This is a genomic window from Citrobacter sp. LST-B2, from assembly GCF_057983045.1.
Window position 1 is genome coordinate 2,487,830 of the sequence record NZ_CP192598.1, and the last position, 18,053, is coordinate 2,505,882.

The 18,053-nt window shown below is 53.2% G+C and carries 15 protein-coding genes and 1 pseudogene; 7 read left to right on the forward strand and 9 right to left on the reverse strand.

What is annotated here, in order from left to right; all coding sequences use genetic code 11:
• Positions 1-117: 117 nt before the first annotated feature.
• Entirely contained in the window at positions 118-3,057 is a 2,940-nt protein-coding gene (locus ACQ0PY_RS11920; RefSeq protein ID WP_166444211.1) for an autotransporter outer membrane beta-barrel domain-containing protein, read from the forward strand.
• A gap of 125 nt (positions 3,058-3,182) precedes the next feature.
• A complete protein-coding gene (locus ACQ0PY_RS11925; RefSeq protein WP_061070107.1) occupies positions 3,183-4,076 on the forward strand; it encodes a PhzF family isomerase in 894 nt (297 codons plus the stop codon).
• 39 nt (positions 4,077-4,115) lie between these two features.
• Here the strand turns inward: ACQ0PY_RS11925 and nhoA are convergent, their stop codons facing one another.
• Entirely contained in the window at positions 4,116-4,961 is an 846-nt protein-coding gene (nhoA, locus tag ACQ0PY_RS11930) for an N-hydroxyarylamine O-acetyltransferase (protein WP_043000671.1), read from the reverse strand.
• 136 nt (positions 4,962-5,097) lie between these two features.
• On the opposite strand from nhoA, the gene ACQ0PY_RS11935 reads away from it, so the two are divergent.
• Entirely contained in the window at positions 5,098-5,667 is a 570-nt protein-coding gene (locus ACQ0PY_RS11935; protein WP_043000670.1) for a flavin reductase family protein, read from the forward strand.
• Here ACQ0PY_RS11935 and ACQ0PY_RS11940 read toward each other — a convergent pair whose 3' ends face one another.
• Entirely contained in the window at positions 5,668-6,423 is a 756-nt protein-coding gene (locus ACQ0PY_RS11940; protein WP_109740245.1) for a DeoR/GlpR family DNA-binding transcription regulator, read from the reverse strand.
• 148 nt (positions 6,424-6,571) lie between these two features.
• Here ACQ0PY_RS11940 and ACQ0PY_RS11945 point away from each other — a divergent pair, with 148 nt between their 5' ends.
• Positions 6,572-6,937, forward strand: coding sequence for a TIR domain-containing protein (locus ACQ0PY_RS11945; RefSeq protein WP_043000668.1), 366 nt, complete (start codon positions 6,572-6,574; stop codon positions 6,935-6,937).
• 124 nt (positions 6,938-7,061) lie between these two features.
• On the opposite strand, the gene pptA is transcribed toward ACQ0PY_RS11945, so the two are convergent.
• From pptA to ACQ0PY_RS11960, 3 genes and pseudogenes are all read right to left on the reverse strand, one after another.
• Positions 7,062-7,289, reverse strand: coding sequence for a tautomerase PptA (pptA, locus tag ACQ0PY_RS11950; protein WP_043000667.1), 228 nt, complete (start codon positions 7,287-7,289; stop codon positions 7,062-7,064).
• A 64-nt stretch (positions 7,290-7,353) separates the two neighbouring features.
• Positions 7,354-7,656, reverse strand: a pseudogene (locus tag ACQ0PY_RS11955) (substrate-binding domain-containing protein); the annotation flags it as partial.
• Between the two features lie 28 nt (positions 7,657-7,684).
• On the reverse strand, positions 7,685-8,302 hold the full coding sequence (locus ACQ0PY_RS11960; protein ID WP_099433018.1) for a glutathione S-transferase family protein: 618 nt from the start codon (positions 8,300-8,302) through the stop codon (positions 7,685-7,687).
• A gap of 402 nt (positions 8,303-8,704) precedes the next feature.
• On the opposite strand from ACQ0PY_RS11960, the gene ACQ0PY_RS11965 reads away from it, so the two are divergent.
• Both ACQ0PY_RS11965 and ansP read left to right on the forward strand, forming a co-directional pair.
• Positions 8,705-10,246 carry a methyl-accepting chemotaxis protein gene (locus ACQ0PY_RS11965; RefSeq protein WP_109740246.1) on the forward strand — a complete coding sequence of 514 codons (1,542 nt, stop codon included), beginning with the start codon at positions 8,705-8,707 and terminating at the stop codon, positions 10,244-10,246.
• Between the two features lie 228 nt (positions 10,247-10,474).
• Positions 10,475-11,917, forward strand: a complete 1,443-nt coding sequence (ansP, locus tag ACQ0PY_RS11970) for an L-asparagine permease (RefSeq protein ID WP_044267069.1) — start codon at positions 10,475-10,477, stop codon at positions 11,915-11,917.
• Positions 11,918-11,952: 35 nt separating this feature from the next.
• Here ansP and yncE read toward each other — a convergent pair whose 3' ends face one another.
• Positions 11,953-13,014, reverse strand: coding sequence for a 7-bladed beta-propeller protein YncE (gene yncE, locus ACQ0PY_RS11975; RefSeq protein WP_044257908.1), 1,062 nt, complete (start codon positions 13,012-13,014; stop codon positions 11,953-11,955).
• Between the two features lie 263 nt (positions 13,015-13,277).
• Here yncE and pqqU point away from each other — a divergent pair, with 263 nt between their 5' ends.
• On the forward strand, positions 13,278-15,398 hold the full coding sequence (gene pqqU, locus ACQ0PY_RS11980; RefSeq protein WP_109740247.1) for a TonB-dependent receptor PqqU: 2,121 nt from the start codon (positions 13,278-13,280) through the stop codon (positions 15,396-15,398).
• Positions 15,399-15,454: 56 nt separating this feature from the next.
• Here pqqU and ACQ0PY_RS11985 read toward each other — a convergent pair whose 3' ends face one another.
• The 3 genes from ACQ0PY_RS11985 to ACQ0PY_RS11995 all read right to left on the reverse strand — a co-directional run bounded on the left by ACQ0PY_RS11985 (position 15,455) and on the right by ACQ0PY_RS11995 (position 18,027).
• On the reverse strand, positions 15,455-16,120 hold the full coding sequence (locus tag ACQ0PY_RS11985; protein WP_109740248.1) for a GntR family transcriptional regulator: 666 nt from the start codon (positions 16,118-16,120) through the stop codon (positions 15,455-15,457).
• 236 nt (positions 16,121-16,356) lie between these two features.
• Positions 16,357-17,394, reverse strand: a complete 1,038-nt coding sequence (locus ACQ0PY_RS11990; protein WP_044257903.1) for an NADP-dependent oxidoreductase — start codon at positions 17,392-17,394, stop codon at positions 16,357-16,359.
• Positions 17,395-17,448: 54 nt separating this feature from the next.
• A complete protein-coding gene (locus ACQ0PY_RS11995) occupies positions 17,449-18,027 on the reverse strand; it encodes a helix-turn-helix domain-containing protein (protein ID WP_109740249.1) in 579 nt (192 codons plus the stop codon).
• Positions 18,028-18,053: the final 26 nt, after the last annotated feature.

The window sequence follows — 18,053 nt, forward strand, 5'->3', positions numbered from 1 at the left end:
TCGGCAGATATCGTCTGACTCAAATTGCTTTCGCTCTGTCTGGAAACCAAAACGCAGCGTTGAGAAATATAATTTATTCCGTGCTGTATTTGTCTATTAAAAAAAGCGAATAGGGATATGAAAGAATTTAAATTAACCACTATGGCGCTGTTGATCGGCAGCCTGTTAATGACAAATAACGTAAATGCAAAAATTTATGATGAAGATGATGGCATTATCACCGGCAGTGGTGCCCTGGTTGCAGGTGGCAGCTATAAAATTATCAGCGTCGCAGGGGAAGACAACACCCTCTTCGTGGAAAACAATGGCGCGATTACGGTAACGGCTCCGGCTGGAACACCGATTGTTAGCGGCATGGGCGAGTTTGAAGATGGCGATTTTTCACTTGCCTCTGGCGCTGTCTTTGTTGCCAATAGCGGCACAATCAATTTGGGGTCAGGTTCTACCATTAATCAGCTTGTCGGGGATTACATTCCGGGTACGGTTGAAGGACGCCCTGACCTGGCGCTGGACAATGATTATCACACGATGTTCGCGGTTGGCATTCTCAATGTCGGCGGATCAAGCGATGCCTATCTTGCGAAAAAAGGCGCGATTATTGCTGATGATTTAACCATAAACATCAGCCACAAACGTGATAATAAGGACATCATGGGTATTTACGCTGATAAGAATAACGGCGTGATTACCCTGACCGGTGACACCACGGTGAATGCAACCATCACCGGAGCGAAGGGACACATTTTTGGCATTTATGCGAAAGAAGGAACCCTCATCAACGCTGAAAACCTGATTGTTAATAACAAGAGTACGGAATACTCCGTGGGGATCGTTTCAGAATCGACAAATTCCACTCACCGCTCGCTTATTCGTTATCAGAATGCCACCGTGAAATCCGTTGCTGATGAGTTTGCAGACGGCATTAATGCTAACGCGGGTTATATTGAAGCCTTTGGGGATACCGCGGTCGATATCACTGCCAATCGCGTTGGGGCGGTTGCTACAGGTATCTGGTTATCTGATGGTATTGATGACATCGATTTGGATTCGTACATCACCACTCATGGAACGACGTCAGTATTGTTAAAATCAGGCGCGGATCAGACGGTTCTTGAAGGCGTCGATTCAATGGGCTCCTCGCAATATACCGGTAGTAACCTGACCATTACCCTGGATACTCAAGGGCATCAACAGACGACCGGTTCCGGTATTATGGCCAGTAAAGAAGATGCGCTCACGGCGGGTAAAATCGACATTAATGGTCGTCTGAACATTGATGTTATCGATACCACCCGCAGTGGGAGCTGGAAATACGTTCAGGCGAATAAAGGCGGCGAGATCACGCTAAACGGTGAAGTGCAACTGGGGGTTAACTACAACGACCCGGATGCCACTGCCATTCTGGCGGAAAACGCCGACTCCCGCGTGACGATTAACCCGCAGAAAATCGACGTTGTCGGGACGATTGAAGCCCTGGATTCCGCCGTGGTTGATGTGAATGCGATTAACCAGTCGCGTTTCGTCGGCGGGATGGTCACCAGCGGTAATGCAGTGAATAACCTGTCGCTGGCCGACGGCTCGGCCTGGAACATGACCAAAAGTTCTCAGCTCACCAACCTGACGCTGGATGACTCCACGCTGACCTTTATGCCGGCCGCCACAAAGCGTCGTATGCTGACGCGTGATACCGCGAGCTTCAAAACCCTGACAGTGGACGGTGATTACACAGGCACTAACGGTAATCTCGTGATGAACACCCAACTGGGCGATGACAACTCACCGACTGACCGGATGATCGTTGCGGGCAACACCTCCGGCAGCACGAACGTTAAAGTACTGAACGCCGGGGGCGCGGGCGGTCTGACGACGTCGGGCATCGAACTGATTAGCGTTGGCGGCAATTCTGACGGTGTGTTTACACAAAATGGCCGTATCGTGGCCGGTGCGTATGACTACACCCTGCATCGCGGTGAAGGCGAGAATAATAAAAACTGGTATCTGAGCAGCGCCCTGTCTCCGGTTACTCCGCTGGATCCTCTGAATCCTACCGATCCACAGCCGCCAACTCCGACGCCGCGCGAACACGCGGTGCGTCCGGAAGCCGGTCTGTACGGCATGAACCTGCAGGCGGCGAACACGCTGTTCAATACCCGTTTGCAGGATCGTCTGGGCGAAACGCATTACGTGGACGCGCTGACCGGCAAAGAAGCCGTCACCAGTATGTGGCTGCGTAACGTGGGCGGTCATACCCGTCAGAAAGACAGCAGTAGTCAACTGGATATGCAGGCCAACCGTTATGTCATGCAACTGGGCGGCGATATTGCGCAGTGGTCTTCGAACAACACTGACCGCTACCATCTGGGTCTGATGGCCGGTTATGCGAACCAGAAAGCGCGTGCCGAAAACCAGCGTAACGGTAACCGGGCCGACAGCCGCATCAGTGGTTACAGCGTTGGTTTGTACGGCACCTGGCTGCAGGACAACGCGACGCATGAAGGCGCGTATGTCGATACCTGGGCGCAGTACAGCTGGTTTGATAACACCGTTTCTGGTCGTGACGTCGAATCTGAAGAGTATGATTCTAAGGGCTTCACCGCCTCTGTTGAATCCGGCTACACCTGGAAACTGGCCGAACTCAGCGAGCGTAACGCGCTGTATATTCAGCCAAAAGCCCAGATCACCTGGATGGGCGTGAAGGCAGATGAGCACAAAGAAGTTAACGGTACCCGCGTTGAAGGTAACGGCGATGGCAACATCCAGACACGCGTCGGCGTCCGTCTGTTCGGCAAGGGCCACAACACACTGGACGACGGCAAAGACCACACCTTCCAGCCGTTTGTCGAAGCCAACTGGATCCACAACAGCAAAGACTTTGGCGTCGCAATGAACGGTGAAAATGTGAATCTGAAAGGCGCCCGCAATATCGGCGAACTGAAAGCCGGGGTTGAAGGCCAGTTGACGAAGAACGTCGCCCTGTGGGGCAACGTCGCTCAGCAGGTTGGTAACAACGGCTACAGCGATACCTCTGCAATGGTGGGGATTAAAGCCTCCTTCTGATAATAAAACACCCGGCTCATGTAAATGCCTGCCGGGTTTTATTCTTTCACACGCCGGATTGACAGATGCATCGCTATCCGGCCTTTTCCACGTTATGATGCTTCCCTCACTCAGGGAGAACGCTAATGAAACCACAGGTTTACCACGTTGATGCTTTCACCAGAACCCCCTTTCGCGGCAATTCCGCAGGTGTCGTCCTGAATGCTGATGGCCTCAGCGAAACACAGATGCAACTGATTGCCCGCGAACTACGCCACTCCGAAACCGCATTCCTGCTGCGAAGCGATGACAGCGATGTCCGCATTCGCTACTTTACGCCAACCGTAGAAGTGCCGATTTGCGGGCACGCCACCGTTGCGGCGCATTATGTCCGCGCAACGGTGCTGGGACTGGGCAACACCACAGTCTGGCAAACCTCGCTGGCGGGTCGACACCGGGTGGCGATCCGTCATGATGACGGTGATTACCGTATTTCGCTGGAACAAGGCACGCCAACCTTTGAAGCGCCGATTGAAGGTGACATCCGCGCGGCTATTCTTCGTGCGCTGCACCTGAATGAAAGCGATATGCTGCCGGGCTTGCCGATTCAGGTGGCGTCGACAGGCCATTCTAAAGTGATGATTCCGCTTAAGCCTGAAGTCGATATTGATGCTCTCGCGCCCGATCTTTCTGCGCTTTGTACCATCAGTCAGCAAATTGGCTGCAATGGCTTTTTCCCATTCCAGATCCGTCCGGGCAAAAATGAGACTGACGGGCGCATGTTCTCACCGGCAATTGGTATTGTTGAAGATCCGGTGACCGGCAATGCCAATGGCCCGATGGGTGCCTGGCTGGTGCATCACGGTTTACTGGAACACGACGGGAAATCGCTGCAGGTAAAAGGACATCAGGGACGGGCATTGGGTCGCGATGGCACCGTTGAAATTAACGTGACGATTCAGAATAACCAGCCGGAAAAAGTCACCATCACGGGTAACGCGGTGATTCTGTTTCACGCTGAATGGGCGATAGATTTTTAAAATTATGCCCGGTAAGCGCCTGCGCCTACCGGGTTTTCATTATTTTCCCGCTTCGGGATGCGTATCAAACGCCGCCATCACCCTGGCAAGCTCAGTTTCCGTAAAACCATGCTTCGCGTCTGTCACTCCCAGACCAAAACGTTCCTGTAGTAGCGCGTACAATGAGGCGACATCCGGTAAATTGCGCTGTTCTGCCACTCTGTCACCTTCGTAATGCGTGAAATGGAAGTTAGTGAGGGTCAATTTTCCCCCGTCCGGCAAATGACGGCACATCAGCAGATGATGACGAAAATGCGATTGCGGCCAGTGCGCAGACCAAAAGTTGCCCATCACATAATCACTTTGCTGCTGCACCACCCGATCAAAACGGTACATCGATTGCCAGCGATCGTGATGACAAAACTGCAGGATCCAGTCGTCCCCCTCCTGCTGCAAACGGTATTCTCCATGTGGCGTCTTCTGGATAATGTCCGCTTGCAGACGAATGGGGGCAGTAAGCGTCTGACCACCAAATCCCACATCGGCGATCCACGATTCGCCATCCAGTTCAACCAGCAGCAGACGGTGAGTTCGCGGTGGCAGGCTCGGAGGATTAGCCAGCACCACGCGTCCCAACAAACTACGCACGGTAAACCCCAGTTCGCGCAGTACGCGCTCAAATACGCCATTTTGCTCAAAGCAATAGCCGCCGCGACGTGCGGTAATCAGTTTCTCTTCCAGCGACCTGTCATCAAGGTGCATTTCTCGCGGTAACAGCACGTCGAGATTTTCAAACGGGATAGTACAGTTATGCTGCAAATGTAGCGCCCGAAGCGTCTCAATATTGACTTCGGCACGCCCTGACCAGTTCAGACGAGCAAAATAAGCATTCAGGATAGGCGTCATCAGATTTCCTGTTGTGGGCCTTAAATCGTTATCCGAGTATAAACGATGTGCCAAAGAGTGAGGCGGGTGTTATTCGGCGCTTGGCGCAACGTCAGTTTTCAATAATACTGAGAAAAACCCTTTGCGAGACAATTCTATGAGTCGATTTCGTCCTGTCGAATTACGCCACGCCAGTCGTCTGCTCAATCATGGTCCCACGGTACTGATCACCAGCCGCGATGAGGTCAGCAACCGGCGCAATATCATGGCCGCCGCATGGTCGATGCCCGTTGAGTTTGATCCGCCTCGTCTCGCCATTGTGGTCGATAAAACGGCCTGGTCGCGGGAATTAATTGAGCGCAGCGGCCTGTTCGGTATTGTCATTCCCGGTGTTGCCGCCACTAACTGGACATACGCCGTTGGCAGCGTTTCCGGGCGCGATGAAGACAAATTCAACTGTTACGGCATTCCGGTGGTCAAAGGCCCCGTACTGGGACTGCCGGTCGTCGAAGAAAAATGTCTGGCATGGATGGAATGCCGCCTCCTCCCCGCCACCGCTGCGCAGGAGAAATACGATACCTTATTCGGTGAAGTGGTTTCTGCCGCCGCCGATGAACGGGTGTTTGTCGAAGGCCGCTGGCAGTTCGATGACGACAAACTCAACACCCTGCATCATCTTGGCGCCGGTACATTTGTCACTAGCGGCAAACGCGTGACGGCGGGCTAACTACGCCCTCACCACCGTGATCCCCTTCGCGTTCATCGCGCGGATCCAGCTTTCGTCGGTATTCTCTTCCACGACGACCGTATTAATCAGCGATACGTCGCCAATGGCAAAGGGAGACGCGGTGCTGATCTTCTCCGGTGACGCCAGGACGATAGTTTCTGCGGCTCTGGCGGAAAATGCACGTTTGATGCACGCTTCTTCGTAATCTCCCGTGGTTAACCCCGCTTCCGGGTGAACCCCCGTCACGCCCATGAAAAAAAGATCGGCCTGAATGTTACGCATTCCTTCAACCGTCGCCGCGCCTACCGTGACAATGGAGTGCTTATACACGCGACCACCGATGAGGATGATCTCGATAAGCGGATGATTGACCAGCCCTAATGCGATGCCCGGACTGTGGGTCACCACGGTAATGTTTAAATCATCCGGCAGACAGGCGATCAGTTCTGTTGTTGTCGTCCCACCATCAATGATTACCACCTGACCGGGGGAAATCAGCGTAGCCCCTTTTTGCGCCACGCGCTTTTTGGCGTCGGTTTTCAATGACTTTCGTTCAAGAAAAGGCGCCGTCGCACCAGACGATGGCAGCGCCCCGCCGTGTACACGCTGCAGAAATCCTTCCGCGGCAAGTTCACGTAAATCGCGGCGGATCGTGTCTTCGGAAACCGCGAACCGGTTACTGAGCGCCTTCGATAACACCTGACCTTCGGCGGCCAGCAGTTCAAGGATCAATTTCTTTCGCTGATCGGTAAGCATAGGGTTATTCCTGAATGTGCACGATTGATCTTGATCGTACACGAATTTGCTGTTTATGATACGTACTCTACAAATACAACGGCCTTCAGGCAACTAAAACGTGCAGAAATGTGCATTTCTGCCTACGACAACAAAGAGTGAGGATATCATGACAGCACAACTCATTTTAATCGCCGGCCCTTATCGCAGCGGTACCGACGGAAACCAGGCACTGATCGACGCCAACCTTCATCGTCTCGAAGCCGCTGCACTGGAGGTATACCAACGCGGACACATTCCGCTGATTGGCGAATGGCTCGCGTTGCCGCTGGCAAAGGCGGCAGGTTCCATGTCGTTAGATGATGAGATCAGCGAAGCGATGCTCTACCCGGTCGCCCACCGACTCATTACCCGCTGTGACGCGATTTACCGGATTGCAGGGGCATCTAAAGGTGCCGACATGGATATCGAGGTCGCCCGCCAGCATGGACTGACAATTTATACCTCAGTCAATGACATTCCACAGAACGGATGAAAGGTAGACAACAGGTAAAAAGGAGCGAGCCGCCTGGAGAAAGGGATAAATTTGAGTTCTGATTCAATGTCGTCACGCGATAACCCGATGCGGCCCGGTCAACCTTCGTGACCGGGCTTTTGTATTACATGCTGTAGCCTGGCTTTTTAATCAGCACGTCCATTTGCGGTTCAATCTCGCGCTCCCAGACGCCCTGCCACTGATCCTCCGAAACTTCAGTCAGCGCCACGCTCACTGAGCGCTCCTTGCTTTTCAGATGACGGATGATCACCTCAGTTATATCATCGGCCAGCGCCGCTTTTTGTTCATCATTCAGGTCGCGCGGAAAACATTTAATATCAACGTGTGGCATAGCAGGTTCCTTATTGTCAGTGTGACGTTAACGCTAGCACACTCGACAACATGCATGTGTCGGTTTATGCGGATTCACGCTCGATCAGGTGAAAACCGATATCAATAATGGCCTCTTCCACTGCCGCTTGTTCAATGCGATTCGCCAGCAGCGTGGCGGCGCGCTGACCAATGGCGCGGCGGTCGACGCTGTCGGTGGTCAGCGACGGGCGATTGCTGGCGGCAAAATCGAGGTCGCCAAAACCGATGACAGCCAAATCCTGCGGAATACGTCATCCACGGCTTTCCGCTTCCATCATTGCCCCCTCCGCCAGGGTATCGGAACTGCAGACAATCACGTCAAATTCCCCTTCGCTGAAGAGTTTAGTGTGCGGTTACCCGCCACTCCCGTTGCTTTCAGAGGATCCCATTGTTTTTCAACACCTGACGTAATTCTGCCCGCTGACACACGGCGTCCGCTATTGCGCTGATATTCGGCGTATTATCCTGAAACCAGTCATGCCCCGGCCCCCAGGTGCGCATCACGCACAGATAACAGTCGAGCAGCGTTAACTGTTCGCCGAAGGCATACGGTTCTGCGCTGAGCCGATCGTTGAGCCAGAGATAGAGTGATTTACGGTATTCAATACAGTTCTTTTTCAACTCTGCGGGCGCATCAGGCGCCCAGCGTTCCGGGTAGTCGGCATACGTAAATGTCGGATAGATATTGGCCACCAGCCAGATCAACAGACGCTGAAACTGCTGACGCTCGCTGCGTCCGATGGGCGGTGCCAGATCGGGGCGACGATCGAGGACCATCAGCGTGATGGCGGCTGTTTCAGTCATTACTTCACCATTTTCAAGCGTCAGCGTCGGTACCTGACACAGCGGATTGATTTTTTGCAACAGATCTCGCTGTGGCCCTTCACTGTCAAAGCCACTGACATCGACAAAACGATACGGAATATCCGCCAGGGTAAGCATTAATTCGCTGATCGCTGAACCCCACCCAGGCGCGCCATAAACCTTTATCATACTGCCTCCTGCAGGTTAAAACTCTAAGTGTAGAGTAACCTGCATTTCTGGCATGGCTTTCTCACCGTTCTTCCCGTCTGCCCCCTACGAAAATTAATAGGTCTGTAAAACTTATGATGTTAACCGTAATTGCACAATCATATTGTCTTTTTGTCATTTTTTTATCGGTCAGGTTTTACTTAAGGGAGCACACCTACCTTCACAGGTTACGCAGATGTATTTATTTTTCATTTTAATGACATCACAGTTTAATTAAAGCCTGTAAATTTCATTTTAAATACTTTCGCCATTCTTATGTTTAGTAGAGAATGCAGCATTCTAAATACATCAATCTTTATTATCCGTCAGCCCAGGCTGACGGACTTTTGTGTTTATTCCGCACAGCATCACCAGGAGTCTTTCATGAGAAGTAACATCCCTGTTACACAGAAAGAGTATTTACTTAACGAGAAAACGACGCTGTTATCGACAACGAATACGCAAAGCCATATTACCTATGCGAATTCAGCGTTTATCGACGCCAGCGGATTTGGCGAAAATCAACTGATGGGCGAGCCGCACAATATCATCCGTCACCCGGATATGCCGCCTGCTGCATTTGCCGATATGTGGTTTACCCTGCAACAGGGCGACAGCTGGACCGGCATGGTCAAGAACCGCCGTCATAACGGCGATCATTACTGGGTTCGCGCCAACGTCACCCCCGTCTGGCATAACGAACAATTAACCGGATACATCTCGGTACGCACCGTTCCCGCGCGACAGGAAATTGAGCAAAGCGAGCAGCTTTATCACAAGATAAATAATAACAATTTCAAGGGGCATCGTTTATTTAAGGGAATTATTATCCGTCGTGGCGTACTGGCTTGTTTGTCGGCATTTAAATGGTTGTCCATCCGTCAACGTGTCAATTATGCTATCGGTATCAGTCTGTTTCTCGCCTTGGGTATTATTTTCTTAGCCATTAACCCGCTTATTCAGGCAGGCGCATTTACCCTCTTATTTTTGCTGCTGGCTATTTACCTTAAGTATCAAATTTGTCATCCGGTTAAACAGATCCTGGCCCAGATGCAGAAAGTGGTCGCCGGGCGAAAGCCCGACAGCATTCATTTAAATCGTGTCGATGAACTGGGGATGATGATGCGTCTGGTTAATCAGGCCGGATTAAATCTGAATTCACTGGTGGATGATGTGAGTACGCAAATTGCCGGGATTCAGGAAATCAGCAAGCGCGTCAGTCAGGAAGGCACGGCGTTGCATAAGCGTTCCGAAGAGACCTCGGCCAATCTACAACAAACCGCGGCAGCCATTGAAGAGATTGGCAGCGCAGTACAGCAAACGGCGGATACCGCCGCACAAACCATGACGATGGCGGACAGAACCAGCGCTAACGCCAGCGAAGGGGGCGATTTTATGAAGCAGACGATCGGCATGATGCAGTCGATTTCCCGTGATAACGGGCAGATCGTCGACATCATTGGCGTGATCGACAGTATTGCTTTCCAGACCAATATCCTCGCGCTTAACGCAGCGGTCGAAGCCGCGCGCGCCGGTGAGTCCGGACGTGGGTTTGCGGTCGTTGCCGCTGAGGTGCGGAATCTGGCGCAACACTCCGCGTCAGCAGCCAAAGAGATTACCTCGCTGATTGAGAAGAACGTCGCCAACGTCAATGCCGGCGTGAGCATGGTTGAGCAGACGGAAACCCATCTGACCGCGATGATCGAGGACGTGTTCCAGATGTCGACCATGATCAGAGAAATTGGCCTTGCGACGCGTGAGCAAACCCAGGCGCTGGAACTGATCAACGATTCGATCTCCCGCATCGGCACCATGACCGATAACAACGCCGCGATGGTGGAAAGCGTCAGGGATGCCGCCGGCAGTCTTTCCAGGCGCTCCTCACGCCTGCAACAGGCGGTGAGCGTCTTCGGCACCTCCGCCTAATCCCCCTCCCGCTCTGCCTGTTCAGAGCGGGATTCCACTTCAGTTTTGGTTGATTATTACGCAATCTGATCATTTTAAATGGACTATTTTGCACCGTTTATTATTTGCAGGTAGGATGCTCCGCCGGTGGTGTTATCCCTACCCAGAATGACGGGAAGCATCACCGGCGTCGCGCCGGGGAGTTGCGGCAAAAGGTTCGATTTATCAGACAGGTAAACAGGTAACGTAATGAATACACAAGAAACAACGGTGTCGGAGCAGCACGCGGCGAAACGACGCTGGTTGAATGCCCATGAAGAGGGGTATCACAAAGCGATGGGCAACCGTCAGGTCCAGATGATCGCCATCGGCGGCGCCATTGGGACCGGGTTATTTTTGGGCGCCGGTGCGCGCCTGCAAATGGCAGGCCCCGCGCTGGCGCTGGTCTATCTGGTCTGCGGGATCTTTTCATTCTTTATTTTGCGCGCATTGGGCGAACTGGTTTTACACCGCCCTTCCAGCGGCAGTTTCGTGTCGTATGCCCGTGAATTTCTTGGTGAGAAAGCCGCCTACGTCGCGGGATGGATGTACTTCATCAACTGGGCAATGACGGGTATCGTCGATATCACCGCCGTCGCGCTGTATATGCATTACTGGGGGGCGTTTGGTGATGTTCCGCAGTGGGTTTTCGCCCTTGGCGCGCTGGCGATCGTCGGCACCATGAACATGATTGGCGTGAAGTGGTTTGCGGAGATGGAGTTCTGGTTTGCACTGGTCAAAGTGCTGGCCATTGTGCTCTTTCTGGTGGTCGGGACGATTTTCCTCGGCTCGGGTAAACCGCTGGACGGTAACGCCACCGGTTTTCATCTGATTACCGATAACGGCGGATTCTTCCCCCACGGCCTGTTGCCGGCGCTGGTGCTGGTACAAGGGGTGGTCTTTGCCTTTGCGTCTATCGAACTGGTGGGAACCGCCGCTGGCGAGTGTAAAGATCCGCAGACGATGGTGCCTAAAGCCATCAACAGCGTGATCTGGCGTATCGGCCTGTTCTACGTCGGTTCTGTGGTACTGCTGGTGCTGCTGTTGCCATGGAACGCCTATCAGGCGGGACAAAGCCCGTTTGTGACTTTCTTCTCGAAGCTCGGCGTGCCTTACATTGGCAGCATTATGAACATCGTCGTGCTGACTGCCGCCCTCTCCAGCCTGAACTCCGGCCTCTATTGCACCGGGCGCATTTTGCGTTCGATGGCGATGGGCGGATCTGCGCCAAAATTCATGAGTAAGATGAGTCGTCAGCATGTGCCCTACGCGGGAATTCTGGCGACGCTGGCGGTGTACGTTGTTGGAGTTTTTCTCAACTATCTGGTGCCATCGCAGGTCTTCGAAATCGTGCTGAACTTTGCGTCACTGGGGATCATCGCTTCATGGGGCTTTATTGTGGTCTGCCAGCTGCGTCTGCGTCAGGCAATCAAAGAAGGAAAAGCCGCCGATGTCAGCTTCAAACTGCCTGGCGCGCCGTTTACCTCGTGGTTAACGCTGCTGTTCCTGTTGAGCGTGCTGGTCCTGATGGCCTTCGATTATCCGAACGGGACATGGACCATTGCTTCCCTGCCGCTGATTGCCATCCTGCTGGTCGCCGGTTGGTACGGCGTGCGTAAGCGAGTGGCGGAAATACACCGCAGCGCGCCATAAACAACAAGGCCTGCACACGGTGCAGGCCTTTTACTTTACAGGGCGATGCGAATCACATCATCCGGCTCAGTGGCTTCTTTCTCACGCGTAGATTTCTGCTTCACGCTTACGTACAGCGTTTTGCCATCGGCGGACAGCGCCAGGCTGTTCGGGAAGGTTGGCGTATCAAACGTTTTCACCACGTTGTAACTCTTCGCGTCAATCACGCTCACTTTACCCGCCTGACGGTGCGTGACGTACACTTCGTTACGCGTTGGGTTGAACAGAATGGCCAGCGACTCCGGCGCCGCGACTTTCGCCAGCACGTTGCCGTTGCGGGTATCGACAACCACCACTTCAGCCGCTTTTGAGTCGGTCACAAATGCGCGATGACCTGCTGTATCAAGGCTCAGGTTGATGAAGAAGTGCTCTTTGCCATCCTCCAACAGTTTTTTACGGCTGAGGATCTTGTTGGTGGCAGTATCGATAGTAATGAATTCGCCATCGGCATTGGTGGTGTACAGACGTTTCGCCTGGCTGTCGATCGCCAGGCCCGCGCCCATTTTACCGGTATTCTGGATCGTCTCTTTCAGCGCAATTTTTTCGCCATCCACCACCCAAATCACGCTCTCTTTACCGAGACCGCTGATATAGACCGTATTGGTCGCTTCATCGACAACCAGCTCACGCGGCTGCAGCGGACGTACCTCTTCTGAGCGCTTACGGGCGTCGAGAACCAGTCGCCCTTTCACTTCACTCGTTTTCGCATCAATGGCCGTCACCGCACTGTTGACCGTGTTGCCAAACCACAGCGTCTGGGTCGCATTATTGATGGTGGCACCAAACGGTTTGAGATCGTTGTGGATAACCTGCGTGACGTCCAGCGTCACCGGATCAAGACGATAGACGATACCGCCCTTGTCCAGTTTGCGGCTTTGCGAGGTCGCCAGCCAAAGGGCGTTTTCCTGCTGGCTGAAGGCCATTTCGTAGGCGCCTTTGCCCACACCTTTACGCAGCAGGTCTTCTGCAGCCTGAGCGCTGAATGAAGAAGCAACCAGCAGTGAACCTAACAGCAACGAACCCCGCAGACGCGGCGAGAACAGATGACGAAAATGCATGACGACTCCCTTTGATAAATAGCTATTTTGCTGCTTCACATCGCTTCAACGAGCAACATCCTGGTATTGCTCTTGTTTATAGATGGGAATGGTAATCATTATTCATGTGAATGTGGAGCATTTATTCGCATTCTGGCTACAATCTTCTTAATTTCCCCATTAATTTTTAACGCATCGTGCCGTTAAAATTTTCAAATATTTACAAATCCATTAACATAGAACTTACATACCTCTGGGTACGTTCAATTTAACTGGCCTTTTTCATGAATATTATTTCCACACGACATATCGCAGTACCCGCACTTTTTCTCCCGCTTGTGTTCTCATCGTCGGTTATGGCAGATGAGGCTGGCGATGACCAGACTATGATCGTCAGCGCTTCACCCCAGGCGATATCAGAACTGGATACCCCTGCAGCCGTCAGCGTCGTTGACGGTGAAGATATGCGTCTGGCCGCGCCGCGCATCAACCTGTCGGAATCACTGACCCGCGTGCCGGGACTTCAGGTGCAAAACCGGCAAAACTATGCGCAGGATTTGCAGATCTCGATGCGTGGGTTCGGCTCCCGATCCACCTATGGGATCCGCGGCATCCGTCTGTATGTGGACGGCATTCCGGCGACGATGCCGGACGGTCAGGGGCAGACATCGAACATCGACCTCAGCAGCGTACAGAACGTTGAAGTGCTGCGTGGTCCCTTCTCTGCGCTATACGGTAATGCTTCCGGCGGCGTGATGAATGTCACGACCCAAACCGGTCAACAGCCGCCGACGATAGAAGCGAGCAGCTATTACGGTAGTTTCGGGAGCTGGCGTTATGGGCTGAAAGCCACGGGCGCGATGGGTGATGGTACTCAGGCGGGCGACGTGGATTACTCGGTCTCCACTACCCGTTTCACCACCCACGGCTATCGCGATCGCAGCGGCGCGCAAAAAAATCTGGCCAACGCAAAACTGGGCGTACGTATCGATGACGCCAGCAAGCTGAGTCTGATTTTCAATAGCGTCGATATTAAAGCCGACGATCCGGGTGGTCTGACTGAAGCGGAATGGCGGGCGGATCCCCAACAATCCCCCCGCGCTGAACAATACAACACGCGCAAAACCATCAAGCAGACCCAGGCCGGATTGCGTTATGAACGCCAACTCAGCGCGCAGGATGACATGAGCATCATGATGTACGCCGGAGAGCGCGAAACCACGCAGTATCAGTCGATACCTATGGCGCCACAGCGTCGCCCCTCTCATGCGGGCGGCGTGATCGCTTTGCAGCGCCATTACCAGGGTATCGACAGTCGCTGGACGCATCGCGGTGAACTGGGCGTCCCCGTAACCCTCACCACCGGTTTGAACTACGAAAACATGAGCGAAAACCGCAAAGGCTATAACAACTATCGACTGAATAATGGCGTACCGGAGTACGGTCAGAAAGGCGATCTGCGCCGCGATGAACGTAACCTGATGTGGAACGTGGATCCCTATCTGCAAACCCAGTGGCAACTGACCGACAAACTCTCGCTGGATGCTGGCGTGCGCTACAGTTCGGTGTGGTTCGATTCCAACGATCATTACGTCACGCCAGGCAATGGCGATGACAGCGGTGACGCCAGTTACCATCAGTGGTTACCTGCCGGTTCGCTGAAATACGCCTTAACCGACGCCTGGAACGTCTATCTCGCTGCGGGCCGGGGCTTCGAAACGCCGACCATCAACGAGCTTTCTTACCGTGCAGACGGGCAAAGCGGGATGAATTTTGGTCTCAAACCCTCAACCAACGATACGGTGGAAATCGGCAGCAAAACCCGGATCGGCGATGGATTGCTGACGGCGGCGCTTTTCCAGACCGATACCGACGATGAACTGGTGGTTGATTCCAGTAGCGGCGGACGCACGACCTATAAGAATGCCGGGAAGACGCGCCGCCAGGGTGCGGAGCTCGCCTGGGATCAACGCTTTGCCGGAAACTGGCGGTTCAACGCTTCCTGGACCTGGCTGGATGCCACTTATCGCAGTAACGTGTGTCGCGACCAGAACTGCAATGGCAACCGAATGCCCGGCATCGCGCGGAACATGGGGTTTGCTTCGCTGGGCTACGTGCCTGATGAAGGTTGGTACGCAGGAGCCGAAGCGCGCTATATGGGCGATATCATGGCTGACGATGAGAACACCGCCAAAGCCCCGTCTTATACTGTTGTCGGCCTGAATACCGGCTATAAATTCACCGTCAGCAGCCTGACGGTGGACGTGTTCGGTCGTGTCGATAATCTGTTCGACAAAGAGTATGTCGGCTCAGTTATCGTGAATGAATCGAATGGCCGTTACTACGAACCGGCGCCAGGACGAAACTACGGTGTAGGTGTCAATCTGGCCTGGCGTTTTGAGTAAAATCGATTATTCATAACGTACTAGCGGGGATATTCCCCGCTATATTTAAGCCAGGCTTAATGATGGTACTGTTGTTTAATTATCGCTACATTTTTATTGATAAGGTCAATTAAACAATGGCGGCTGGCGTCTTTATTTCCCGCCGCCATCGCATTCAGTAATTCCTGATAATGCCCGACGTTGTGTTGATAAGCGTCATGCTTCGCCCTGTCATAGAGAAAATGCAGACTCGGCCCCATGCGTACCCAAAGCTGTTCGATCATTTCGACCAGGGTAGGCATATTCGCAAACTGATAGATTTTGAAGCGCAGCGCCCGGTTTGCCAGCAGGCGATCCTCGACCGTACCGCTCTCGTGGGCCTGCTGATAGTCCGCCAGAAGCGCTTGCAGAATCTCCATCCGCTCCGCCGTAACCTGGCTCGTCGCCGTCATTACCGCCATGCCTTCAAGCTCGCAGCGGATGTGTATGATTTCGCTAAACCGCGTCATTGTAATATCCGGAACCATAAAGGCTTGTGCAGGCGCGATAGCCAATGCGTTTGCGGAGACCAGGCGTAATAGCGCTTCCCGAACCGGGGTGATACTGATCCCCAGCTCCTGCGCGATATTTTTAGTGATTAGCCTGGTGCCAGGACGTAATGCGCCAATGCTTAATTTGTCTTTTAGCCCTCTTTCAACTTGCGTGGTCAAACTTATATGTTGCGTTTTTTCCATACCAGGCATTCTTTTTCTTCACCTCATAACATAGCCAATCGCAATTAAGCTAAATCGCCTAATTGATATAAATATCGCCTGGTTTAAAAAATGTGAAACGTAATGAATAGCAATTTACCCGCGTTTTATTAACAGCGCCGACAGATTATTCGTCGGTTACGCGGTGATATATACCCTAAATAATTAAAGCTGGAATTTAAAAATTTGCCCATTTTTTTATGGCGGCTCTCGCCGCCAGGTATGGTTTACGCGTCGTCGGCGAGGCGTATCACTACTTTACCAAAGTTTTTACCGGTCAACAGGCCGATAAAGGTTTGCGGCGCGTTCTCCAGTCCGTCGGTAACCTGCTCACGATAATGGATTTTCCCCTCTTTCACCCAGCGTCCCATCTCCTGCTGGAATTCGTGAAGACGATGTCCGTAATCCTGACCGATGATAAAGCCCTGCATACGGATCCGTTTTTTCAGCAGGGTCGCCATCAGCAGCGGCAGTCTGTCAGGCCCAGCCGGTAAGTTTGTCGCGTTATAACCGCTGACCAGACCACAAAGAGGAATTCGCGCCGAGGTGTTCAGTAACGGCAGCACGGCATCAAACACTTTCCCGCCCACGTTTTCGTAGTAGACATCAATGCCTTGCGGGCAGGCTTTCGCCAGTTGTTCAGCAAAATCGCTGGCATGATGATCCAGACAGAGATCGAAGCCCAACACCTCGGTAGCATGACGGCATTTTTCCGCTCCGCCAGCCACGCCCACCACACGACAACCCTTCAGCTTACCGATTTGTCCAACCGTGGCGCCGACAGGCCCCGTGGCGGCCGCTACGACCAGCGTCTCGCCCGCTTTTGGCTGGCCGATGTCCAGTAATCCCATATAGGCGGTGAATCCAGGCATCCCCAGCACGCCGAGCGCCCACGACGGATTTTCAGGATTGTCTCCAAGCTTCACCAGCCCCGTGCCGTCGGAAATATCGTAATCCTGCCAGCCGCTGTAACTCAGCACCCATTCACCCGGTTTATAATCGGGGTGATTTGACGCCACCACACGACTGACGGTGCCGCCCACCATCACTCCGCCAATCTCTACCGGCGGCGAGTATGACGGCTCATCGCTCATGCGCCCACGCATATACGGATCGAGCGACAGATAAATGGTGCGCAGTAAAACCTGGCCTTCACCAGGGGTGGCGACATCGTCCTCTTCCAGACGGAAATTCTCTGCCACCGGTGCGCCATGGGGTCGGGATGCTAATACCCAGCGACGATTACGGTGTGTTTGTTGAGCCATGATGTTCTCCTCTGCTTTTAGCATGAATCCATCAATAGTAGCAGGCCGCGGCGGTCATTCACTCCCGGCCTGGTTTAAGCGCACAACGAGGTAAACACAAGGTTGCGTCGTCTCATTGATAAAACGACAGTCATTCGGCGGCCCCAGTTCCAGGCAGTCACCCGCCTTCATCTCGTGGCGCGTGTCACCTTCCATAAACACCAGTTCGCCCTGCTGCAGCCAGATCAGTTGCCGGGCCTGAACATACGATGAGGCAGGCATCGGGATATCGCTGCCCGCCGGCAATTCAATTTGCACCAGATCGATCGGCAAATCGCTGCGCGGCGACACATGGCGGCGCAGATAGTGGCTTTGCGGGTCGCGCCAGACGGGCTGATCGGCGAAACGGGACAGTTTGCCCTCCTGCATTTCAGCACGGGCAATCAGCGTGGACATACTGATGCCAAACGCCCCGGAGAGCCTGCCAAGCAGCGTCGCCGTTGGACTGCTTTCACCGCGTTCAATTTTGTGGATCATCGCACGCGACACACCCGCCCGTTCAGCCAGATCGGTGAGCGACCAGCTGCGGGATTCACGTTCAAGGCGAATTCTTGCGCTGATCCGTTGATTTATGCTGTCTTCAATAGTATTCATATCGTAATACTATAGTGTACAACCCC

Excerpts from the sequence above, each read along its gene's own strand:
- ACQ0PY_RS11965 (WP_109740246.1), top strand. The coding sequence starts at position 8,705 with ATGAGAAGTAACATCCCTGTTACACAGAAAGAGTATTTACTTAACGAG.
- ACQ0PY_RS11925 (WP_061070107.1), top strand. The coding sequence starts at position 3,183 with ATGAAACCACAGGTTTACCACGTTGATGCTTTCACCAGAACCCCCTTT.
- ACQ0PY_RS11945 (WP_043000668.1), top strand. The coding sequence starts at position 6,572 with ATGACAGCACAACTCATTTTAATCGCCGGCCCTTATCGCAGCGGTACC.
- ACQ0PY_RS11990 (WP_044257903.1), bottom strand. The coding sequence starts at position 17,394 with ATGGCTCAACAAACACACCGTAATCGTCGCTGGGTATTAGCATCCCGA.
- ACQ0PY_RS11920 (WP_166444211.1), top strand. The coding sequence starts at position 118 with ATGAAAGAATTTAAATTAACCACTATGGCGCTGTTGATCGGCAGCCTG.
- pptA (WP_043000667.1), bottom strand. The coding sequence starts at position 7,289 with ATGCCACACGTTGATATTAAATGTTTTCCGCGCGACCTGAATGATGAA.
- ACQ0PY_RS11985 (WP_109740248.1), bottom strand. The coding sequence starts at position 16,120 with ATGCCTGGTATGGAAAAAACGCAACATATAAGTTTGACCACGCAAGTT.
- yncE (WP_044257908.1), bottom strand. The coding sequence starts at position 13,014 with ATGCATTTTCGTCATCTGTTCTCGCCGCGTCTGCGGGGTTCGTTGCTG.
- ACQ0PY_RS11935 (WP_043000670.1), top strand. The coding sequence starts at position 5,098 with ATGAGTCGATTTCGTCCTGTCGAATTACGCCACGCCAGTCGTCTGCTC.
- pqqU (WP_109740247.1), top strand. The coding sequence starts at position 13,278 with ATGAATATTATTTCCACACGACATATCGCAGTACCCGCACTTTTTCTC.
- ACQ0PY_RS11995 (WP_109740249.1), bottom strand. The coding sequence starts at position 18,027 with ATGAATACTATTGAAGACAGCATAAATCAACGGATCAGCGCAAGAATT.
- ansP (WP_044267069.1), top strand. The coding sequence starts at position 10,475 with ATGAATACACAAGAAACAACGGTGTCGGAGCAGCACGCGGCGAAACGA.
- nhoA (WP_043000671.1), bottom strand. The coding sequence starts at position 4,961 with ATGACGCCTATCCTGAATGCTTATTTTGCTCGTCTGAACTGGTCAGGG.
- ACQ0PY_RS11940 (WP_109740245.1), bottom strand. The coding sequence starts at position 6,423 with ATGCTTACCGATCAGCGAAAGAAATTGATCCTTGAACTGCTGGCCGCC.
- ACQ0PY_RS11960 (WP_099433018.1), bottom strand. The coding sequence starts at position 8,302 with ATGATAAAGGTTTATGGCGCGCCTGGGTGGGGTTCAGCGATCAGCGAA.